The sequence below is a fragment of the Variovorax sp. 278MFTsu5.1 genome (genome assembly GCF_048305045.1).
Classification (GTDB): domain Bacteria; phylum Pseudomonadota; class Gammaproteobacteria; order Burkholderiales; family Burkholderiaceae_C; genus Variovorax; species Variovorax guangxiensis.
Genome location: NZ_CP157623.1, coordinates 69,497 through 85,948, shown reverse-complemented (window position 1 = coordinate 85,948; position 16,452 = coordinate 69,497). Strand labels below are relative to the sequence as shown.

Below are 16,452 nucleotides of genomic sequence, written 5' to 3'. Positions count from 1 at the left end.
TTTTCCTTGCGGAGGTTCATCCATGGCCACCCCTCGCTCGATCGCTTCCCTGTCGCTCGGATTCGGCCTCGTGTCGATTCCCGTGCGCTTGTACACCGCCACCGAAAGCGCGGCCGCGGTGCATTTCAACCTGCTCTCCAGGCAGGGGGAGCGGGTCAAGCAGCAGTACGTGTCCGCGGTCAATCCGAAGCGGGTCATTCCACGGGCGGAGCTGATCAAGGGGTACGAGTTCGACACGGACCGTTTCGTCGTCTTCCAGCCGGACGAACTGAAGGCACTGGAGGACGGCGCCAGCCATCTGATCGACATCGTCGCGTTCATCCCGGCCGATGCGGTCGATCCGATCTACTACGACAAGCCTTATTTCCTCGCGCCCGACAAGCGGGGAGGCAAGCCCTACAACCTGCTGAAAAAAGCCATGCTGCAAAGCGGGCGCTGTGCTCTGGCCAAATGGGCATGGAAGTCGAAGCAGTACGTGGTGCAGGTGCGTGCGCAGGAGGAAGGCTTGATCCTGCAGCAGCTGCTGTATGCGCAGGAGGTGCGCTCCCTCAAGGACCTGCGCATCGAGCAACTCGAGCCCTCGGCGGCGGAGCTGAAGCTCGCGCTGCAATTGATCCAGCAGATTTCCCAGGACACCTACGACCCGACGCTGTTCGAGGACGAGGAGAAGAAGCGCATCCTGGCGGCCATCGATGCGAAGATCGCCGGCGAGGAAATCGTGGCCGCGGAACATCCCGAAGACGCCATTTCCTCCGGCCAGATCGTCGACCTGACCCAGATGCTCAAGGCGAGCCTGGAGAAGCGGCCGACGGCGGCACACAAGCCGCGCACTTCGCCTGCGAAGAGCGCCCCGACGGTCGTCCCGCTGCGAAAGCCCGCTGCCAAGGCCAAGCGTGCTCCGCCGTCCACGACCAAGACGCTCGTACCCGCATCGCGCACGAGAATGAAGAAGTGAAGACGCCGGCGGAATCCTCACAGACGCTTCGCGCGGTGCTGCAATCGTTGGGATTGTCACGCCACGCGGTGCTCAAGCTCATCGAATTGGGGTTCGTGAGGCCGGTCAAGGAGCAGAACCGGGCCTGGAAGTTTTCTTTCCAGGACCTGGTGCTGCTTCGCTCCGCCCACGACCTGCGCGCCGCGCGCATTCCCACGCGCCAGATCCTTCAAGCGCTTCGCCACCTCAAGGCGAGCTTGCCTGAAGAGCAGCCGCTTCAGGGCATGCGCATCACCTCCGAGGGGGACCGTGTGACGGTCAGGTTCGGCGAGGCCCATTGGGAACCTCAGACGGGGCAGTTCGTCCTTGACCTGCAGATCGCGTCCGGCGGCAGCGCCGTGAGCCTTTTCCCCGGCCCGCGCGAGCCCGTCCCCGATGGTGCCCAACTAGATGCACGGTTCGCCCGAGCCGAAGCACTGGAAGAAACAAGGCCTGAAGCCGCCGAAGCGATGTACCGGGATATCCTCTCGGAAGACCCTTCGTATGCGCACGCGTACCTCAATCTGGGTTTCATGCTCTGCGAATCCGGCCGATGCGAGATCGCCGCAGACCTCTACGCGGACGGATTGCATTTCTGTCCTGATGACCCGCTGATGCACTTCAATCTCGCAGTGGCCCTGGAAGGATGCGGCAAAGCTGACGCAGCGCTGGCGGCCTATGAAGAATCGCTTCGGCTGCAGCCGGACCTGCTCGACGCCCACAGGAACGCGGCGTTGCTTTATGCGGACATCGGAGATCAGAAGATGGCGATTCGCCATTTCAGCGCATTTCGGCGCCTCGGTCCGAAGATGCCGCGGGAATGACGTTGCCAGCCATGGCCATGGCCGTGATGTCATCGAAGAGGTGGCCAACGGTGAGCTGCCGGTCCTGACGCATCGGCCCGACCGCATCGAAGAGGGCATGGCCTGCCCGCCCACGGCATCCTCCACGGGAGTCCATGTCGACGACCCGCTGAGGATCCCATCGGCCAGGAGCGAGGCGGAAGGACAGCGAGGGCGTAGATGTGGAATCAGCCAGGACCATCGCTCGCTGCCGCGAGGAGGGGGACCAAGACATCACTGATGGGTGTGCGAATGCCGTGGGTCCGGCCGCGACGTGAGACGACACCGTTGCGAATGTCCCATTCGAGCGGCCGGCCGGCTTCGCGATCGGTGAGGATGGACGTGCCCATGTCGGCGGGAGACGCCTGGAACTTGTCGAGGATCGCGTGCGGCACCTCGTCGCCGAGTTGGGCGCCCTCGGCGCGGGCCACCGCCAGACATTCCTGCAGGTACGCCAGAGTGAGCACGGCGATGTCGGATCGAGTGAACATGCCCGAGCGACGATGCGTGAGCGCCATAAGTCCGGCCACCGCGTTCTGCATCAGCTTGCGCCAGGCCAGGGATTTGAAATCGGCCGCCAGCTCGACGACGCAGCGGGTGCCTTGCAGCGCTTCGGCGATCACGCGCGAAGCCGGCGTGTCCGGCAAGCTCAGTCGAGCGTCGCCACGCAAGCGCACCGAGCCATCGGATTGCGCCTGCGCAGGAAACCACACCACGGCGGGCGTGATCCGCCCACGCGGGCAATGGGGAGCGACCCGCTCTAGCTGCTCCACGCCGTTTTGCAGAACACACACGACGGTCTCCGGACCGGTCAATGCGGCCAGCCATGCCGCAGCTGCCTCAATCTGCGTCGACTTGACGGCGAGAAAGACAAGGTCGACCGGATGATCGATCTGCCTGGGATCGGTCCGTACCGGACCGGGAATGGGAATCAGGCGATCGCCATCGCGCAGCGCCAGATGATCGCGGGACGTGCGGCCGCACAGCACCGGCGCGCGGCCGACCTCGTGCAGCACCCCCGCGATCGTGGTGCCGATGGCACCCGGACCCACGACGGCGACGGATGGACTGCTTTCTGGATTCACGCAACGCGACTCCTGCGACTTGGTTTCAGGGCATCCGCTTGCGCGGCGGTTGACTGCTTCGGATGCGAAATGTAATGTATTCCAAATGAATTATGAAGTTTGTAATGGAGTTTCTTCCAGCGATAGGCAACTTGGGCAATGGCTGGGGAGCATCCAGGCCCGCTGCGGCGATCTGGCCCCCAGCGAAGCGAAGGTGGTGGCTCTGCTGCTCGCCGATCCCCTGTTCGTCGGCGTCAGCACGACCGCGCAGGTAGCCGCTCGTGCCGGCGTTTCACCGCCGAGCGTCGTCCGCGCGGCACGGGCCATCGGGTTCACTGGTTTCACCGAACTCAAGATCGAGATCGCTCGCGCCCGCGGCACCACCCGGTTCTTCGCGCCGCCTGAAGCGCTCGCTGCGGATGCAACCCCGGCCACTGTGCTCGAGACCTCCATCCGCGCAGGCACCGACGCGCTGGCCGCGCTGGCCGGGGCCGTCGAAATCTCCGCGCTCGATGAAGCGGTCGGCTCCATCCAGTCTGCGCGACAGGTCGTCGCATTCGGTGCCGGCCCGTCGGCGACGGTCGCCGCAGACGCAGTCTTCCGCCTGCGCGCGGTCGGCGTAACGACCATCGGCATCCAGGACCACCTGTCGGCCATGATCGCGACGCGTCTCCTCGGCCCCGGCGATGTCGTCATCGCCGTCAGTTCGACCGGACGTACTTCGACGACGCTCGCCATCGCCGATGCAGCATCGTCTGCCGGGGCCTTGCTCATCGCCCTCACCAATCAGTACGGCACACCCCTGGCGACCCTCGCGGATATTGCGCTGGTCGTCGGCGGTGCGCCCCTGCCGGCGCAGATGGCCGCAGCCGGGAGCCGGGTGGCCCAGCTCGTCGTGATCGACGCGCTGGTCGCAATGCTTGCGCTGCGCGACCCCGAGCGCGGCCGCCTGGCGGAGCGGGCAGGCATCGACCTGCCCAGCATCTGCTGATGCGGCCCGGCACCGTCGCGCTCGTGCTTGCTGCGGCGGCAGCCCATGCGCTGTGGAACATCGCCTCGAAATACAAGCGCGGCGACACCTTCCTGTTCGTCTGGGCCTATACCTGCGCCTCGGCGCTGCTGTGCCTGCCGATCGGCATGGCCCTCTTGGCCAAGGCACAACAGCTGCTTGATTGGCGGCTCGCGGTGGGTTCCGCCGTCTCGGCCGCGTTGCACATCGCCTATTCCCTGATCCTGCAGGCCGGTTACGACCGCGCAGAGCTGGGGGTGGTCTATTCGGTCGCCCGCGGTACGGGACCCATGCTGACGATGCTGTTCGCGGTTGTCCTGCTGGAAGAACGGCCCAGCGCGGTCGCCATGCTCGGAGCGTTGCTCATCGTCACGGGCATCCTCGTCGTCGTCGGAAATCTCTTCAGAAGCGGCAGCCACCGTACCGTGCCGGGGATCCTCTGGGGAGCAGCGACAGGTGCCACCATCGCCGCATACACCCTCTGGGACAGCTACGCGGTCACCGCGTGGCACCTGGCGCCCGTGAGCTATTACGCGGGCACGCTCCTTCTGCAAGGCCTGATCCTGACACCCATCGCGCTGATGCAGCGGCATCGGATTCCCGATGTCCTGCGTGCCAACGCTGTGCCGATCCTCGTCGTGGCCGTGTTGTCCCCCCTGGCCTACATCCTCGTTCTCACCGCCATGCTGAGTGCGCCAGTGGCGCTGATCGCGCCGCTGCGAGAGTCGTCCATCGTCATAGGCGCCTTCCTCGCGTGCTGGCTCTTTCGCGAAGACCATCTCGCGCGCCGCATAGCCGGGGCGTGATCGTGCTGGCCGGGATCGCGGCGATCAGCCTTTGATGTTCATACGGGTGGCCATGGGATAGCGCGATTGCGAATCGTGGTTTCGGCAGCAGAGAAGAACCACCGGACTTGACCTTCGTCGCGCGGAGGAAGAGGCCTGCATCCTTGCTTCAGAAAGCCTCGAGCGCCAGCGCCGTCACGCTCTCGGCACCGTCGACGATGCTGTCGCGGATGCCCGGCACTTTGTTGAGGATGTGCTCGGCGTAGAAGCGCGCGGTGGCGATCTTCGCCAGCATGAAGTCGGTGTCGAAGCTGCGCGAGGCAAGGTCTTGCGCAATGATCAGCGAACGCGCGAGCTGCCAGCCTGCCACCAGGTTGCCCGCGAGCATCAGGTAGGGCACGCTGCCCGCGAACACCGCGTTGGGCGAGGCCTTGGTCTGGCCGGCCACGAAATCGACGACTTCGACGAAGGCCTGGCGCGCAGCCTTCAGGCGCTTGAGCACGGCCGCTGCAGCAGGGTTGTCGATCCTGGCCAGCTCGGCTTCGGTCTTCTCGATCTGCGCGGCGATCGCCTTGGCCGTCTGGCCGCCGTCGCGCGCCGTCTTGCGGCCCACGAGGTCGTTGGCCTGGATGGCGGTGGTGCCTTCGTAGATCGTCAGGATCTTGGCGTCACGGTAGTACTGCGCCGCGCCGGTCTCCTCGATGAAGCCCATGCCGCCGTGCACCTGCACGCCCAGCGATGCCACCTCCAGGCTCATCTCGGTGCTGTAGCCCTTCACCAGCGGCACCATGAATTCGTAGAAGGCCTGGTTCTGCTTGCGAGCGTCCGCGTCGGGGTGATGGTGCGCGGCGTCGTAGGCCGCAGCCGCCACGCTGGACATCGCGCGGCAGCCCTCGGTATAGGCGCGCATCGTCATCAGCATGCGCTTGACGTCGGGGTGATGGATGATCGGCGCGCTGGCGTTGATGGAGCCGTCCACCGGGCGGCTCTGCACGCGCTCCTTCGCGTAGGCCACGGCGTGCTGGTAGGCACGCTCGGCGATCGCGATGCCCTGCATGCCCACGGCGTAGCGGGCGGAGTTCATCATGATGAACATGTATTCAAGGCCGCGGTTCTCCTGGCCGACGAGATAGCCGATGGCACCGCCGTGGTCGCCATACTGCAGCACGGCCGTGGGCGACGCCTTGATGCCCATCTTGTGCTCGATGCTCACGCAGTGCACGTCGTTGCGCTCGCCCAGCGAGCCATCCTTGTTCACGAGGAACTTGGGCACGACGAACAGGCTGATGCCCTTCACGCCCTCGGTCGCACCGGCTACGCGGGCCAGCACGAGGTGCACGATGTTCTGCGCCATGTCGTGCTCACCGTAGGTGATGAAGATCTTGGTGCCGAACACCTTGTAGGTGCCATCGGGCTGCGGCTCGGCGCGGCTGCGCACCATGGCGAGGTCGCTGCCGGCCTGCGGCTCGGTGAGGTTCATCGTGCCCGTCCACTGGCCGCTCACGAGCTTTTCGAGGTAGGTCGCCTTGAGCTCGTCGGAGCCGGCCGTGAGCAGCGCCTCGATGGCGCCGTCGCTCAAGAGCGGGCACAGTGCGAAGCTCATGTTGGCCGAGTTGAGCATCTCGCCGCAAGCAGCGCCGATGGTCTTGGGCAGGCCCTGGCCACCGAAGTCCGCCGGATGCTGCAGCCCCTGCCAGCCGCCCGCCACGTACTGCGCGAAGGCTTCCTTGAAGCCCGGCGTAGTGGTGACGGCGCCATCCTTGAACGACGAGGGATTGCGGTCGCCCGCCACGTTCAGGGGCGCGATCACGTCCTGGTTGAAGCGCGCGCACTCTTCGAGCACGGCCTGTGCGGTTTCGAGGCCGGCATCCTCGAAGCCGGGCAGCTTCGCGATCTCGCCGATGTTGGCCAGGTGCTCGATGTCGAACAGCATGTCTTTGAGGGGCGCGACGTAACTCATCTCGATTTTTCTTTCGAAGCAGATCCAAAGTAAATGAAAAGCTCGGCCCCTCCACAACAGGAGCGCCGGGTAGACGTCAGGACGACGCGGAGCTTCAAGCCAGGCCGACTAGCCCTGCTTCTCCATCTTCTCGTGGGCATCCACGAGCTGAGCCAGCAATCTCATGAAGACGGCGCGGTCCTCTGGTGACAGCGGCTCGATTAGCAGCTCCTGCGAGCGGTGGATGCTCTCCTGCAGGTCGTTGATCAGGTTCAGCCCGTCCTTGGTGATCACCGACAGCCTCGATCGACGATCGTCCGGATTGACGCGCGTCTCGACCAGCCCCTTGTCGACCAAGCGCTTGACCACTTCGGCCGTCGTCGTTCGATCCAGGGAAAGCTCGCGGCCGAGGGCCTTCTGATCGAGCCACGGATTCATCGACAGCGCGGTCAACATGCCGATCTGCAGCGGCGTGATGCTCTCGGACTTGCAGAGATCGAAGAATATCGCCTGGCCGATCTGAGTGAGCCGGCGGATCAGGAAGCCCGGGCGCCGCCACATGACTTCGCGCAGCGGATTGAACGGCTCTGGACCCTTGGGCTTTGCCGCCTCAACCTCGGTGGTGCCACCTGTCTTCTTCCGGGCGGGAGAACGCTTCGTCATCATCTCGAGATCGCCAATAGTGTCAGCCGGCGAGTGTATCGGCTCCCCCATATGCAAAGGAACGAGAACGCCCGCATCTACAGCAGGTCGACCTCGAGGTACTCGCCCAACAGGCGGTGGAAGTCCAGCTCATCGTCCCATGGGATCATGTGGCCGGCGCTGTGGGCCGTGCACTGCTTCAAGCGGGGTGCGAGGGTTTCGATCTCCGCCAGGTCTTCCGCGAGCACCACGCCGCCGCGCCCCGCCGTCATGAGCAGCCCGGGCGTCTGCAACCTCGCCAGATCGGCGTGGATGTCGTCGTTGTGAAAACCGGCATGCGCCTGGACCACCGCCTCCTCGCTGCAAGTGTGAAGCCATTCGGCGCGCAGTTGCAGTTGTTCGTCCGTCCAGGTTTGCGCGTAGGGACGCAGCTCGTCGGCCGTGATGCCCTGGATGGCCATCCGGATGGAATCCACGTACCACGACAGCGGCACGGGATAGGGTCGGCGGCCGGGGCCGGAGACGGGCGGATCGATCAGCAGCAACCTGTCGAGGCGGCGCGCGTCGCGCGACGCGGCGCGGATCGCGACGCGCGCTCCCATGGAGTGCCCCAGCAACGTGGCGGACGACCACCCCTGCACCTGCAGCAGATCGAGCACGTCGCCCGCCATGGCATCGAGGCTGGCGTCCATGCCGGGCACGCTCCAGGACAGGCCCCGCCCGCGGAAGTCCAGCACATGGACGTCGAAGTGGCGAGCCAGCCGCTCGGCGACGAAGCCCCATGTGATGGCCGGGCTCGTGATGCCGGGCAACAGGAGCATGCGCGGGCCCTGGCCGCCATAGCGCAGCAGGTGCAGCCGCACCCCGTTGGCCCGCACGTGATAGCCATGAAGAAATGAACTCATTGCGGCCTTCCGAACCAGCCTCGAATGCGGTTCCACAGCACGCTCCACATCATCGCGGCCATGGAGACCGTGGGTTGCGGCTCGTCGACCGAGGCAGCCTGTCCGCTCAGCCGGCGGGAGATCTGCTTGCCGAAGTCCGCCACCATGCGGCGCACGAAATCCTTCACCAGCCCCGAGCGCGAGAACTGCGCGAGCGGCCCTTGCAGCGCGTAGATCATGTCCACGTGGACCCGGGTGCTGTCCGCGGACAGCGCTTCGAGCCGATAGGTGATGTCGCCCTGGGTGCGCGACTTGCTCAGGCTGTCCTGGCCCGCGCCCCTGAGGACGGCGCGCCTGGCGGCATCGTCGCGTTCCAGCCGCGCCGCGCCGGCGAAGGCTGCGGACATCGGCCCGAACTTGATGGCGATCGTGCCCTTGACCCTTTCACCCTCGTGCGAGTCGATGGTCGCGCCCGGCAGGCAGGACGCCACCGCGGGCAGGTCGCCCATGAATGCCCACACCCTGTCGACCGGATGGGGTACGTCGAAATGGACCTCGATGGCGTTGCCCTTCGCCTTGGCCTTGGCCATCGCCACGGGGTCCACCTCCGGCATGTCCGCCACGGCGGCCGTATCGGATGCCGCGCTCCGGCCCGGCGAAGGCGATGTGATGGGCGTCGCTGCGTCGACGCGTTTCAGCGCGACCGTTCGCGGCGCGACCAGTCTCTGGCGCAGCTTCTCGAACTGCACGTCGGGGGTGTCGCGCTGCTGCTGGAGCACGTCCAGGATGGCGTCGACGATGCCCTGGTAACCCGTGCAGCGGCAGAGGTTGCCCGACAGCTCCAGGCGCACGCGCGCTTCGTCGGCGTCGGGCAGTCGAAGCACGATGTCGCGCGCCGTGGTCAGCATTCCCGGCGTGCAGAAGCCGCACTGCAGCGCATGGTGGCGCGTGAATGCCTGCCGCAGCCGCTGCATCGCCGCATCGTCGTCGTAGCCCTCGATGGTGGTGACCTCCCGGCCTTCGCATGCCACGGCGAAGGTGATGCACGAGCGCGTGGGCTGACCGTCGACGAGCACGGTGCAGGCGCCGCACACGCCGTGCTCGCAGCCGAGGTGCGTTCCGGTGAGGCGCAGTTCGTCGCGCAGGAAATCGCCCAGATGCACCCTGGGCTCGGCCGGCCGGCTGATGCTGCGACCGTTCACTTGAATGGAAATCGGGTCCAAGTCTTTTTACTCCGCGTGTTTGGCACCGGCCAGGACGCCCGACTGCTCGAGTGCACGCTCCAGGCAGGCGGTGAAGAGCTTCCGGTCGATGGCGTCGCGCTCCGGTAGTGCGGTGCGTACGGCTGCCCGCAGCGACTCGCGGCCGGCCGCGCCGGCACCGTCGCGCGCGATCTCGGCTGCGAGCGGATTCAGCAGAAGGGGGGGGCCGTCGGCCGCCCCGAGGACGATCCGCGCACGCTCGCGCGAAGCGTCGAAATACACCGCGGCGCTGGCCTCCGCGAACTCGCCCGGCTTGCGGCAGACCTTGTGATATCCCCAGTGCATGAAGGATGTCTCCGAAGGCACGGCGACCGACACGATCAGCTCATCGGACTCGAGCACGGTCGTGTAGGCGCCGAGCATGAATGCGTCGGCGTCGATCGTGCGTTCGCCGCGTGGCGATCTGACCACCATGCGTGCGCCGAGTGCCGCCAGCACCACCACCCAGTCGGCCGCGGGATCGGCATGCGCCAGGCTGCCGCCCACGGTGCCGCGGGTACGGATCGCGCGGTAGGCGATCCCGCCTGCGACCTCGCGCATGGGGTGCGCGGCCAGCGGCGGGTGCATGCCGTCCTCGATCTCCGCATGGGTGACGGCGGCGCCGATCTCGATCCAGTCGCCCTTGCGGCTGACGGTGCGAAGGCTGGGAATCTGCGCGACGTCGACCACCTGAGCAGGCCGCGCCAGCCGCAGGTTGAGCATCGGGCCGAGGGACTGGCTCCCGCTCATCGCCTTCGCGGCGCCTGCGCCTGCCGCCAGTGCAGCGATCGCCTCGCCGACATCGAGGACGCGCGTGTATGCGAACTTGGGCGCTTTCATCGGGCGTGCTCCTCTTCGCGATTGGCGCCTTCGAGGGCCGCGAGCAGGCGGCGCGGCGTCAGGGGCGTCATGAGCACCTCGGCAGCGCCGGTACCGCGCAGGGCGTCGTTCACCGCGTTGAAGATCACCGCAGGCGGCGCGATCGCACCGCCTTCACCGACGCCCTTGGCTCCGAATTCGGTGTGCGGCGAAGGCGTCTCGAAATGGTCGATGCGGATGCGCGGCACCTCGGTGGCGCCCGGCAGGATGTAGTCGGCCAGGGTGGAAGCCAGCGGCTGGCCCTGTTCGTCGTACGGACTCTCCTCGTACATCGCGGTGCCGATGCCCTGTGCGATGCCGCCGATGGTCTGGCCCTCCACGATCATCGGATTGACCATGGTCCCGCAGTCCTCCACGACCACGTAGTCGAGGATCTCGACCTCGCCCGTTTCGGTGTCGACGGCCACCACCACCGCATGCGTCGCATAGGTGAATGTGCCGGTATCGACGTTGGGCTTGTACGCACGGGACACCTCCAGGCCGCCGAGATGAACGTCGGCAGGCAGGTCCTGCGGCGTGAGATACCACGCGCCCCCGACCTGCGACAGCGGGATCGACTTGTCGCCGGACACCGCGCGTCCTTCGATCAACGCCACGGTTTGCGCATCCACCCCCATGAGGTAGGCGGCGATCGACTGGATCCGCGGCAGCAGTTCCTTGCACGCGACCGAGATGGCGCCTCCCGACATGACGGTGGCGCGCGAGGCATAGGTGCCCGAAGAAAACGGCGTGAGCGCCGTGTCCCCGTGCACCACCCGGATCCTCGACACCGGAATGCCGAGCACGTCGTTGGCGATCTGCGCGAAGCTGGTCTCCATGCCCTGGCCGTGCGAGTGCACGCCCACGCGCACTTCGAGTCCGCCGTCCGCGGTCATCCTGACGACCGCCTGGTCGAAGCCGGGCACCACTGGCAGCCCCCAGTTCGCGAACACCGTCGTGCCGTGGGCGGACTGCTCGGTATAGGTGGCCGTGCCGAAGCCGATCAGCCGCCCGTCGGGCTCGCCGCGCGCCTGGCGCTCACGCACGGCCTGCAGCCCGATCATCTCCACGGCGCGGCGCAGGCTCGCCGGGAAGTCGCCGCTGTCGAAGTGCTTGTTGGCCACGTTCACATAGGGCATGGCCGAGGCCGGCACCAGGTTCTCCAGCCTCACCTCCCACGGCTCCCGTCCCACCTCGCGGGCCACGGCGTCCATGAGCAGCTCGATCGCGAAGCAGACGCCCGTGCGCGCGACGCCGCGGTAGGCCATGAACCCGGGCTTGTTGGTCGCAACGCAGAGAGTCTCGCACCGATAGCCGCGGAAGCTGTAGGGCCCCGGCAGGTTGCCGATCGCCTGGCCAGGTTCCAGGCCGACGAAGAAGGGATAGTAGGAATAGGCGCCGCCGTCGATGGTGATGACGGCATCCAGCGCCAGCAGCCTGCCCGTGCGGTCCGCATAGGCCGTGAGCCGGTAGTGATGCTGGCGTGTGTTGGCGCCGACGATCAGGTGCTCGCGCCGATCCTCGAGGTAGCGAAACGGCGTGCGATAGGTCTTGGCCAGCCAGGCGACGCAGAGGTCTTCGGGATAGAGCTGTCCCTTGTAGCCGAAGGCGCCGCCGACGTCCGGGGACACGACCCGCACGGCTTCCTCGTTCATCGCGAGGTGCTGGGCGATGCCCACGCGCAGCAGATGCGGGACCTGGGTGGCGCTGACGACCACGAGCTGGTCGGTCTGGAAATCCCAGTAGGCCAGGACGGACTTGCCCTCCAGCGGCACGATGCATTGGCGCGACAGCTCGACCGTGCGGCTGACCTTCACCTCGGCCTTCGCGGCGAGTTCTTCGAAGTCGCGATTGGCCCGCAGCGTGAGAAAGACGTTGTCCTTCCATTCGGGGTGCATGAACTCCCCCGTGGCCGCGAGCGCGGAGTCCGTGCTGTGGTACACGGGCAGTTCGTCGTACGTGACCTCCACTTCCTCCAGCAGGTCTTCCGCCATGGCGCGCGTGGGGGCCACTGCCATCGCGATCGCCTCGCCGACGTGACGAACCTTGCCCGACGCCAATGGCGGCAGCGCCGAATACTGGTAGGTGGGCACCGAAGACGGCGACCCGATGTCCACCGCATCCGACATCATGTCGCGCAGGAACACCTTCCCCGCAAGCGCTTCGGGAATCTCGACGCCGGTGACCACCGCATGCGCGAGCGGGCTGCGCAGGAACGCGACCTCCTGCAGGCCTGGCAGCACGAAGTCGCCCACGAAGTTGCCCTTTCCCACGAGGTGGCGCGCGTCCTCCTTGCGAGGCACCCGGGCGCCGATGCCCTCGCGCTTCAACAGCCTCGCCGGAATGTCTGCTCGGTCCATGCGTTTCCTTTTCTTGACTGGTTTCCTGGTGCCGGACTTCATCGAATCCGCCCGTGCCCGGCAATGCCCAGGTGATCGACGCGCAAGAACAGGTCTGTTCGCCGAACCCCGCAAAAGGGCCTAGATCGTCAATGTGCGTTTCGACACCTGCATCGCACGATATGACAGTTCACATGCACAAGTATATGACTGATGTCGGCGCAATGGAAGCCGGCTGCTGTCGATGCAAACCCTAACGACGGTACATCTCGAAAGTGGTGCATCTGCATTGGCATATCGCCCTTTATTGGCGTTTGTTCGCCCCTTTTCAAATCCAATCTGGTGCAGCTTCGGACAGTAAAAACCCGTACTTGAAATCGCAGCCACGCCCAACTAATATGACAGTTCACTGACTATTTTTGAAAGGTCCGGAAATCCCCGGATGGAGCCATGAACTGGATCAAAGTCGCTTCGGCGCGAGAGCTGAAAAACGATGAAGCGAAAACCCTCAACGTCGCAGGCCACGGCGTCGCGCTGTTTCGTGTCGACGACGAGTTCTTCGCCACGGACAGCATGTGCACGCATGCCACCGCGCTGCTCTCGGAAGGCTACGTCGAGGACGGCTGTGTCGAATGCCCGCTGCACCAGGGGCGCTTCGACATCCGCACGGGCAAGGCGTTGTGCGCGCCGGTCACCGTGGACCTGCGTACCCACGCCGTGAAGCAGGAAGGCGATGACATCTACGTGATGTCGCCGGCCGCGAAATGACTTCGCCCGGCATCGTCATCGTGGGTGCGGGCCAGGCCGCGGCGGTCGCCGCCCATGCGCTGCGCGAACACGGCTACCGCGGACGCATCACGATGCTGGGGCGCGAGCGTCACAGGCCGTATGAGCGGCCCCCGTTGTCCAAGGCCGTGCTGGTCGCGGCCGAGGAGCCGCGCCTCGACGTCCTCGCGCAGGACGCCTGGGCACTCGGCGACATCGATCTTCGAAGCTGCAGCGATGCGGTAGCCCTGGATCTCTCGAAGAGGCAGGTTCGCCTTGCCGATGGCCAGGTGCTCCCGTACGACATGTGCCTGATCGCCACGGGCGGCGAGGCCAGCACGCTGGCGTGCGCACCGGCGGGCCGACCGCACGTGCACTACGTGCGCACTCTCGACGATGCGCGGCGGCTGCGCGCGGCCCTACAGGGCAAGCCGCGGGTCGCGATCCTGGGTGGCGGCTTTCTTGGCCTCGAGATCGCCAGTTCCGCGTTGTCGGCCGGTGCGGCGGTGACCGTGATCGAACGCGCGACGTCCGTGCTCGATCGATTTCTTCCGCCCGAAGCATCGGCGTGGCTCGAGTCCGGCCTGCGGCAGGCAGGCGCGCGACTGCTGCTCGGCACTGCCCTCGAAGGCGTCAACGCTCTGCCTGATGGCCGTATGCGCCTGTCGACCCATGCCGGCGATCTGGAGGCGGACGAGATCGTCGTGGCCATCGGCCTTTCGCCCAACGACGCACTGGCCCGCGATGCGGGCCTGCAGATCGCGGCGGGCGGCGGCGTTCTCGTCGACGCGCAGTGCCGCACCAGCGACGAGCACGTGTTCGCGTGCGGCGACTGCACCAGCCAGCAACGCCCGGGGCACGCGGCGCCGACGCGCCTGGAATCCTGGCAGAACGCCAACGAGCAGGCACGCACCGCCGCGGCCGCCATGCTCGGTGCGACCGGCCCGACACCGGCGGTGCCCTGGTTCTGGACCGACCAGGGCCGGCACAACATCCAGATGCTGGGCCTGCCGGCCCCCGGTCTCGACTATGTGCGCCGGGGCGATCCGGCCACCGGCAAGGTGCTGTGGATCGGCCACCGCGGCGCCGTGCCGCTGCACGGCGTGGCCATCAACGCCGGGGCCGATCTGCGCGCCATCCGGCCCCTCTTCGAGCAGCGGCAGCCGGTGTTGCTCGACGAATTCCAGCGCGACGCCACCGATCTGCGTGCATGGGCCAGGCAGATGCGAGGCAGCCCCCCTTCCACCGTTCAACCACCCCTCAGAGCCTAAGGAGCTTTCATGTATCAATCGCAGGCGGTCATCGGCATCACGAATGCCCGAAAGAACCCGCCCCTGGAACAGTGCGTCTGGCCCGCGGACGCGCTCAACAACATTCCGGACTGGGTCTACACCAGCCAGGCCATCTACGACCAGGAGATCGAGCGCATCTTCCGCGGCGACACCTGGAACTTCGTCGCACTGGAAGCCGAGATCCCAAACCCCGGCGACTACAAGCGGGGCTACGTCGGCGCCACGGCCGTGGTGATCGTTCGCGCGGAAGACAACACGATCTCCGTCTTCAAGAACCGATGCGCCCACCGCGGCGCCGAGTTCTGCCGCTCCAGCCACGGCAACGCGAAGGAGTTCGTCTGCCCCTACCACCAGTGGTCGTACGACCTCAAGGGCAACCTGCAGGGCGTGCCGTTCAAGCGCGGAATCAACAAGGTCGGCGGCATGCCGCCGGACTTCAAGAACGCAGAGCACGGCACCCGGCAACTGCGCGTGGCCACGCGCAACGGCGTGGTGTTCGCCACCTACTCCGACAAGACGCCGCCGCTGGAGGAGTACATGACCAAGGAGATCGTCGAGGAGTTCGACGTTCCGTTCTCGGGCAGGAAGCTCAAGATCCTGGGCTACTGCCGCAACGAGCTTCCGTGCAACTGGAAGATGTACCACGAGAACCTCAAGGACCCGTACCACGCGACGCTGCTGCATTCGTTCCTCGTGGTGTTCGGCCTTCTGGTGCCCGGCATCAAGTCGATCGTCTTCGCCGACAAGGAACATGGTTGCCACGGCTACATGGCATCGTCCAAGCCCGACCAGGTCTATGCCACGGTCGCCGCCGACGACAAGGCCGAGATGCGGTCGTTCAGCGACAACCTCCGTCTGCGCGACGAGCGGTTCCTGGACTACGTGCGCGAGTTCGACTCGCCCTGGTCCGCCAACATGATGACCATGTGGCCGAACCTGATCGTGCAGCGCCAGATGAACACGATGGGTGTGCGCCAGATCATTCCGAACGGCCCCAACAGCATGGTGATGCAGTGGACCATGTTCGGCTACGAGGACGACACGCCCGAGATGACGCGGCACCGCCTTCGGCAGGGCAACCTGATGGGCCCGTCCGGCTTCCTGGGCCTCGAGGACAACGAGGCATTGAAGTTCGTGCAGGAAGGCATCCGCAATTCGTCCACCGACAACAACGTCGTCAAGCTCGACGCGGGCCACCAGGGAACGGCGCGCAACCTGATCTCGGAGTCGTGCATCCGGTCGCTCTACCAGTACTACCGGGACGTCATGGGCATCCGTGTCGCGGAGGTGGCAGCATGAAGGAGCGGCTCGCCTACGCCAGGTCCACGATCTCGCCGCGCCGCGCGGCCGAGCTGCGCGCCGAGGTCGACTCGTTCCATGTCGAGTACTGCGCAGCACTCGATGCCAACGACATCGAGCGTTGGCCCGAGTTCTTCAGCAAGGACGCGACCTACCGGATCACCTCGCGCCAGAACGCGCTGCTGGACATGCCCGTGGGCCTCGTCTACTGCGAGGGCCTGGACATGATCACCGACCGCGCGCTCGCGGTGGCGCACTCGCAGATGTTCGCGCCACGGCACATGCTGCATGTGCTGGGAATCACGCGCGTGCTGCAGGAGACGGGCGACACGATCAGTTCGCAGACCCCCTTCATCCTGATGCAGACCCTGGTCGAGGGGCCTTCCACCGTGCATCTCGCGGGCATCTATCACGACCGCTTCGTGCGCGACGGCGAACGGCTGCTCATTGCCAGCCGCGAAGTGGTGCACGACACGGAAATTCTCGACACGGCCCTGGCATACCCGGCCTGAATCCATTG

At 66.2% G+C, this 16,452-nt stretch carries 14 protein-coding genes and 1 pseudogene; 8 read left to right on the top strand and 7 right to left on the bottom strand.

Features of this window, described 5'->3' with window-relative positions:
- Positions 1-22: 22 nt before the first annotated feature.
- On the top strand, positions 23-955 hold the full coding sequence (locus ABL844_RS32470) for a Ku protein (protein WP_418132191.1): 933 nt from the start codon (positions 23-25) through the stop codon (positions 953-955).
- Entirely contained in the window at positions 952-1,797 is an 846-nt protein-coding gene (locus ABL844_RS32465) for a tetratricopeptide repeat protein (protein WP_418132190.1), read from the top strand. The genes ABL844_RS32470 and ABL844_RS32465 overlap by 4 nt, the downstream gene beginning before the upstream one ends.
- Positions 1,798-2,003: 206 nt before the next feature.
- On the opposite strand, the gene ABL844_RS32460 is transcribed toward ABL844_RS32465, so the two are convergent.
- The gene (locus ABL844_RS32460; RefSeq protein WP_418132189.1) at positions 2,004-2,900 is read right to left on the bottom strand and encodes an oxidoreductase; all 897 of its coding nucleotides are present in this window, start codon (positions 2,898-2,900) and stop codon (positions 2,004-2,006) included.
- An 85-nt stretch (positions 2,901-2,985) separates the two neighbouring features.
- Between ABL844_RS32460 and ABL844_RS32455 the strand changes: the two genes are divergently transcribed.
- Together ABL844_RS32455 and ABL844_RS32450 are read left to right on the top strand one after the other, a co-directional pair.
- A complete protein-coding gene (locus ABL844_RS32455; protein WP_418132188.1) occupies positions 2,986-3,870 on the top strand; it encodes a MurR/RpiR family transcriptional regulator in 885 nt (294 codons plus the stop codon).
- Positions 3,870-4,729 (top strand): annotated as a pseudogene (locus ABL844_RS32450) (EamA family transporter). The gene ABL844_RS32455 and the pseudogene ABL844_RS32450 overlap by 1 nt, the downstream one beginning before the upstream one ends.
- A gap of 113 nt (positions 4,730-4,842) precedes the next feature.
- On the opposite strand, the gene ABL844_RS32445 reads toward ABL844_RS32450, so the two are convergent.
- From ABL844_RS32445 to ABL844_RS32420, 6 genes are all read right to left on the bottom strand, one after another.
- Entirely contained in the window at positions 4,843-6,633 is a 1,791-nt protein-coding gene (locus ABL844_RS32445) for an acyl-CoA dehydrogenase (RefSeq protein WP_418132187.1), read from the bottom strand.
- A 108-nt stretch (positions 6,634-6,741) separates the two neighbouring features.
- Complete coding sequence (locus ABL844_RS32440) at positions 6,742-7,278, bottom strand: MarR family winged helix-turn-helix transcriptional regulator (protein WP_184642410.1); 537 nt, start codon at positions 7,276-7,278, stop codon at positions 6,742-6,744.
- Between the two features lie 74 nt (positions 7,279-7,352).
- Positions 7,353-8,159 (bottom strand): alpha/beta fold hydrolase, encoded by an 807-nt coding sequence (locus tag ABL844_RS32435; RefSeq protein WP_418132186.1) that lies wholly within the window; start codon positions 8,157-8,159, stop codon positions 7,353-7,355.
- On the bottom strand, positions 8,156-9,361 hold the full coding sequence (locus tag ABL844_RS32430; RefSeq protein WP_418132185.1) for a xanthine dehydrogenase family Fe-S subunit: 1,206 nt from the start codon (positions 9,359-9,361) through the stop codon (positions 8,156-8,158). The genes ABL844_RS32435 and ABL844_RS32430 overlap by 4 nt, the downstream gene beginning before the upstream one ends.
- Before the next feature lie 6 nt (positions 9,362-9,367).
- Positions 9,368-10,219, bottom strand: coding sequence for an FAD binding domain-containing protein (locus tag ABL844_RS32425; RefSeq protein WP_418126147.1), 852 nt, complete (start codon positions 10,217-10,219; stop codon positions 9,368-9,370).
- Positions 10,216-12,597: a xanthine dehydrogenase family protein molybdopterin-binding subunit gene (locus ABL844_RS32420; protein WP_184642414.1), complete on the bottom strand. Its 2,382-nt coding sequence runs from the start codon at positions 12,595-12,597 to the stop codon at positions 10,216-10,218. Before ABL844_RS32420 ends, ABL844_RS32425 begins: the two co-directional genes overlap by 4 nt.
- 429 nt (positions 12,598-13,026) lie before the next feature.
- Here ABL844_RS32420 and ABL844_RS32415 point away from each other — a divergent pair, with 429 nt between their 5' ends.
- From ABL844_RS32415 to ABL844_RS32400, 4 genes are read left to right on the top strand one after another with little or no spacing between them, the layout of a single operon-like run.
- Complete coding sequence (locus tag ABL844_RS32415; RefSeq protein WP_184642415.1) at positions 13,027-13,344, top strand: non-heme iron oxygenase ferredoxin subunit; 318 nt, start codon at positions 13,027-13,029, stop codon at positions 13,342-13,344.
- Positions 13,341-14,612 (top strand): NAD(P)/FAD-dependent oxidoreductase, encoded by a 1,272-nt coding sequence (locus ABL844_RS32410; protein ID WP_184642416.1) that lies wholly within the window; start codon positions 13,341-13,343, stop codon positions 14,610-14,612. Before ABL844_RS32415 ends, ABL844_RS32410 begins: the two co-directional genes overlap by 4 nt.
- A 9-nt stretch (positions 14,613-14,621) precedes the next feature.
- Positions 14,622-15,932, top strand: a complete 1,311-nt coding sequence (locus ABL844_RS32405) for an aromatic ring-hydroxylating oxygenase subunit alpha (protein ID WP_418132183.1) — start codon at positions 14,622-14,624, stop codon at positions 15,930-15,932.
- A complete protein-coding gene (locus tag ABL844_RS32400) occupies positions 15,929-16,444 on the top strand; it encodes an aromatic-ring-hydroxylating dioxygenase subunit beta (protein WP_184642418.1) in 516 nt (171 codons plus the stop codon). The genes ABL844_RS32405 and ABL844_RS32400 overlap by 4 nt, the downstream gene beginning before the upstream one ends.
- Positions 16,445-16,452 lie beyond the last annotated feature (8 nt).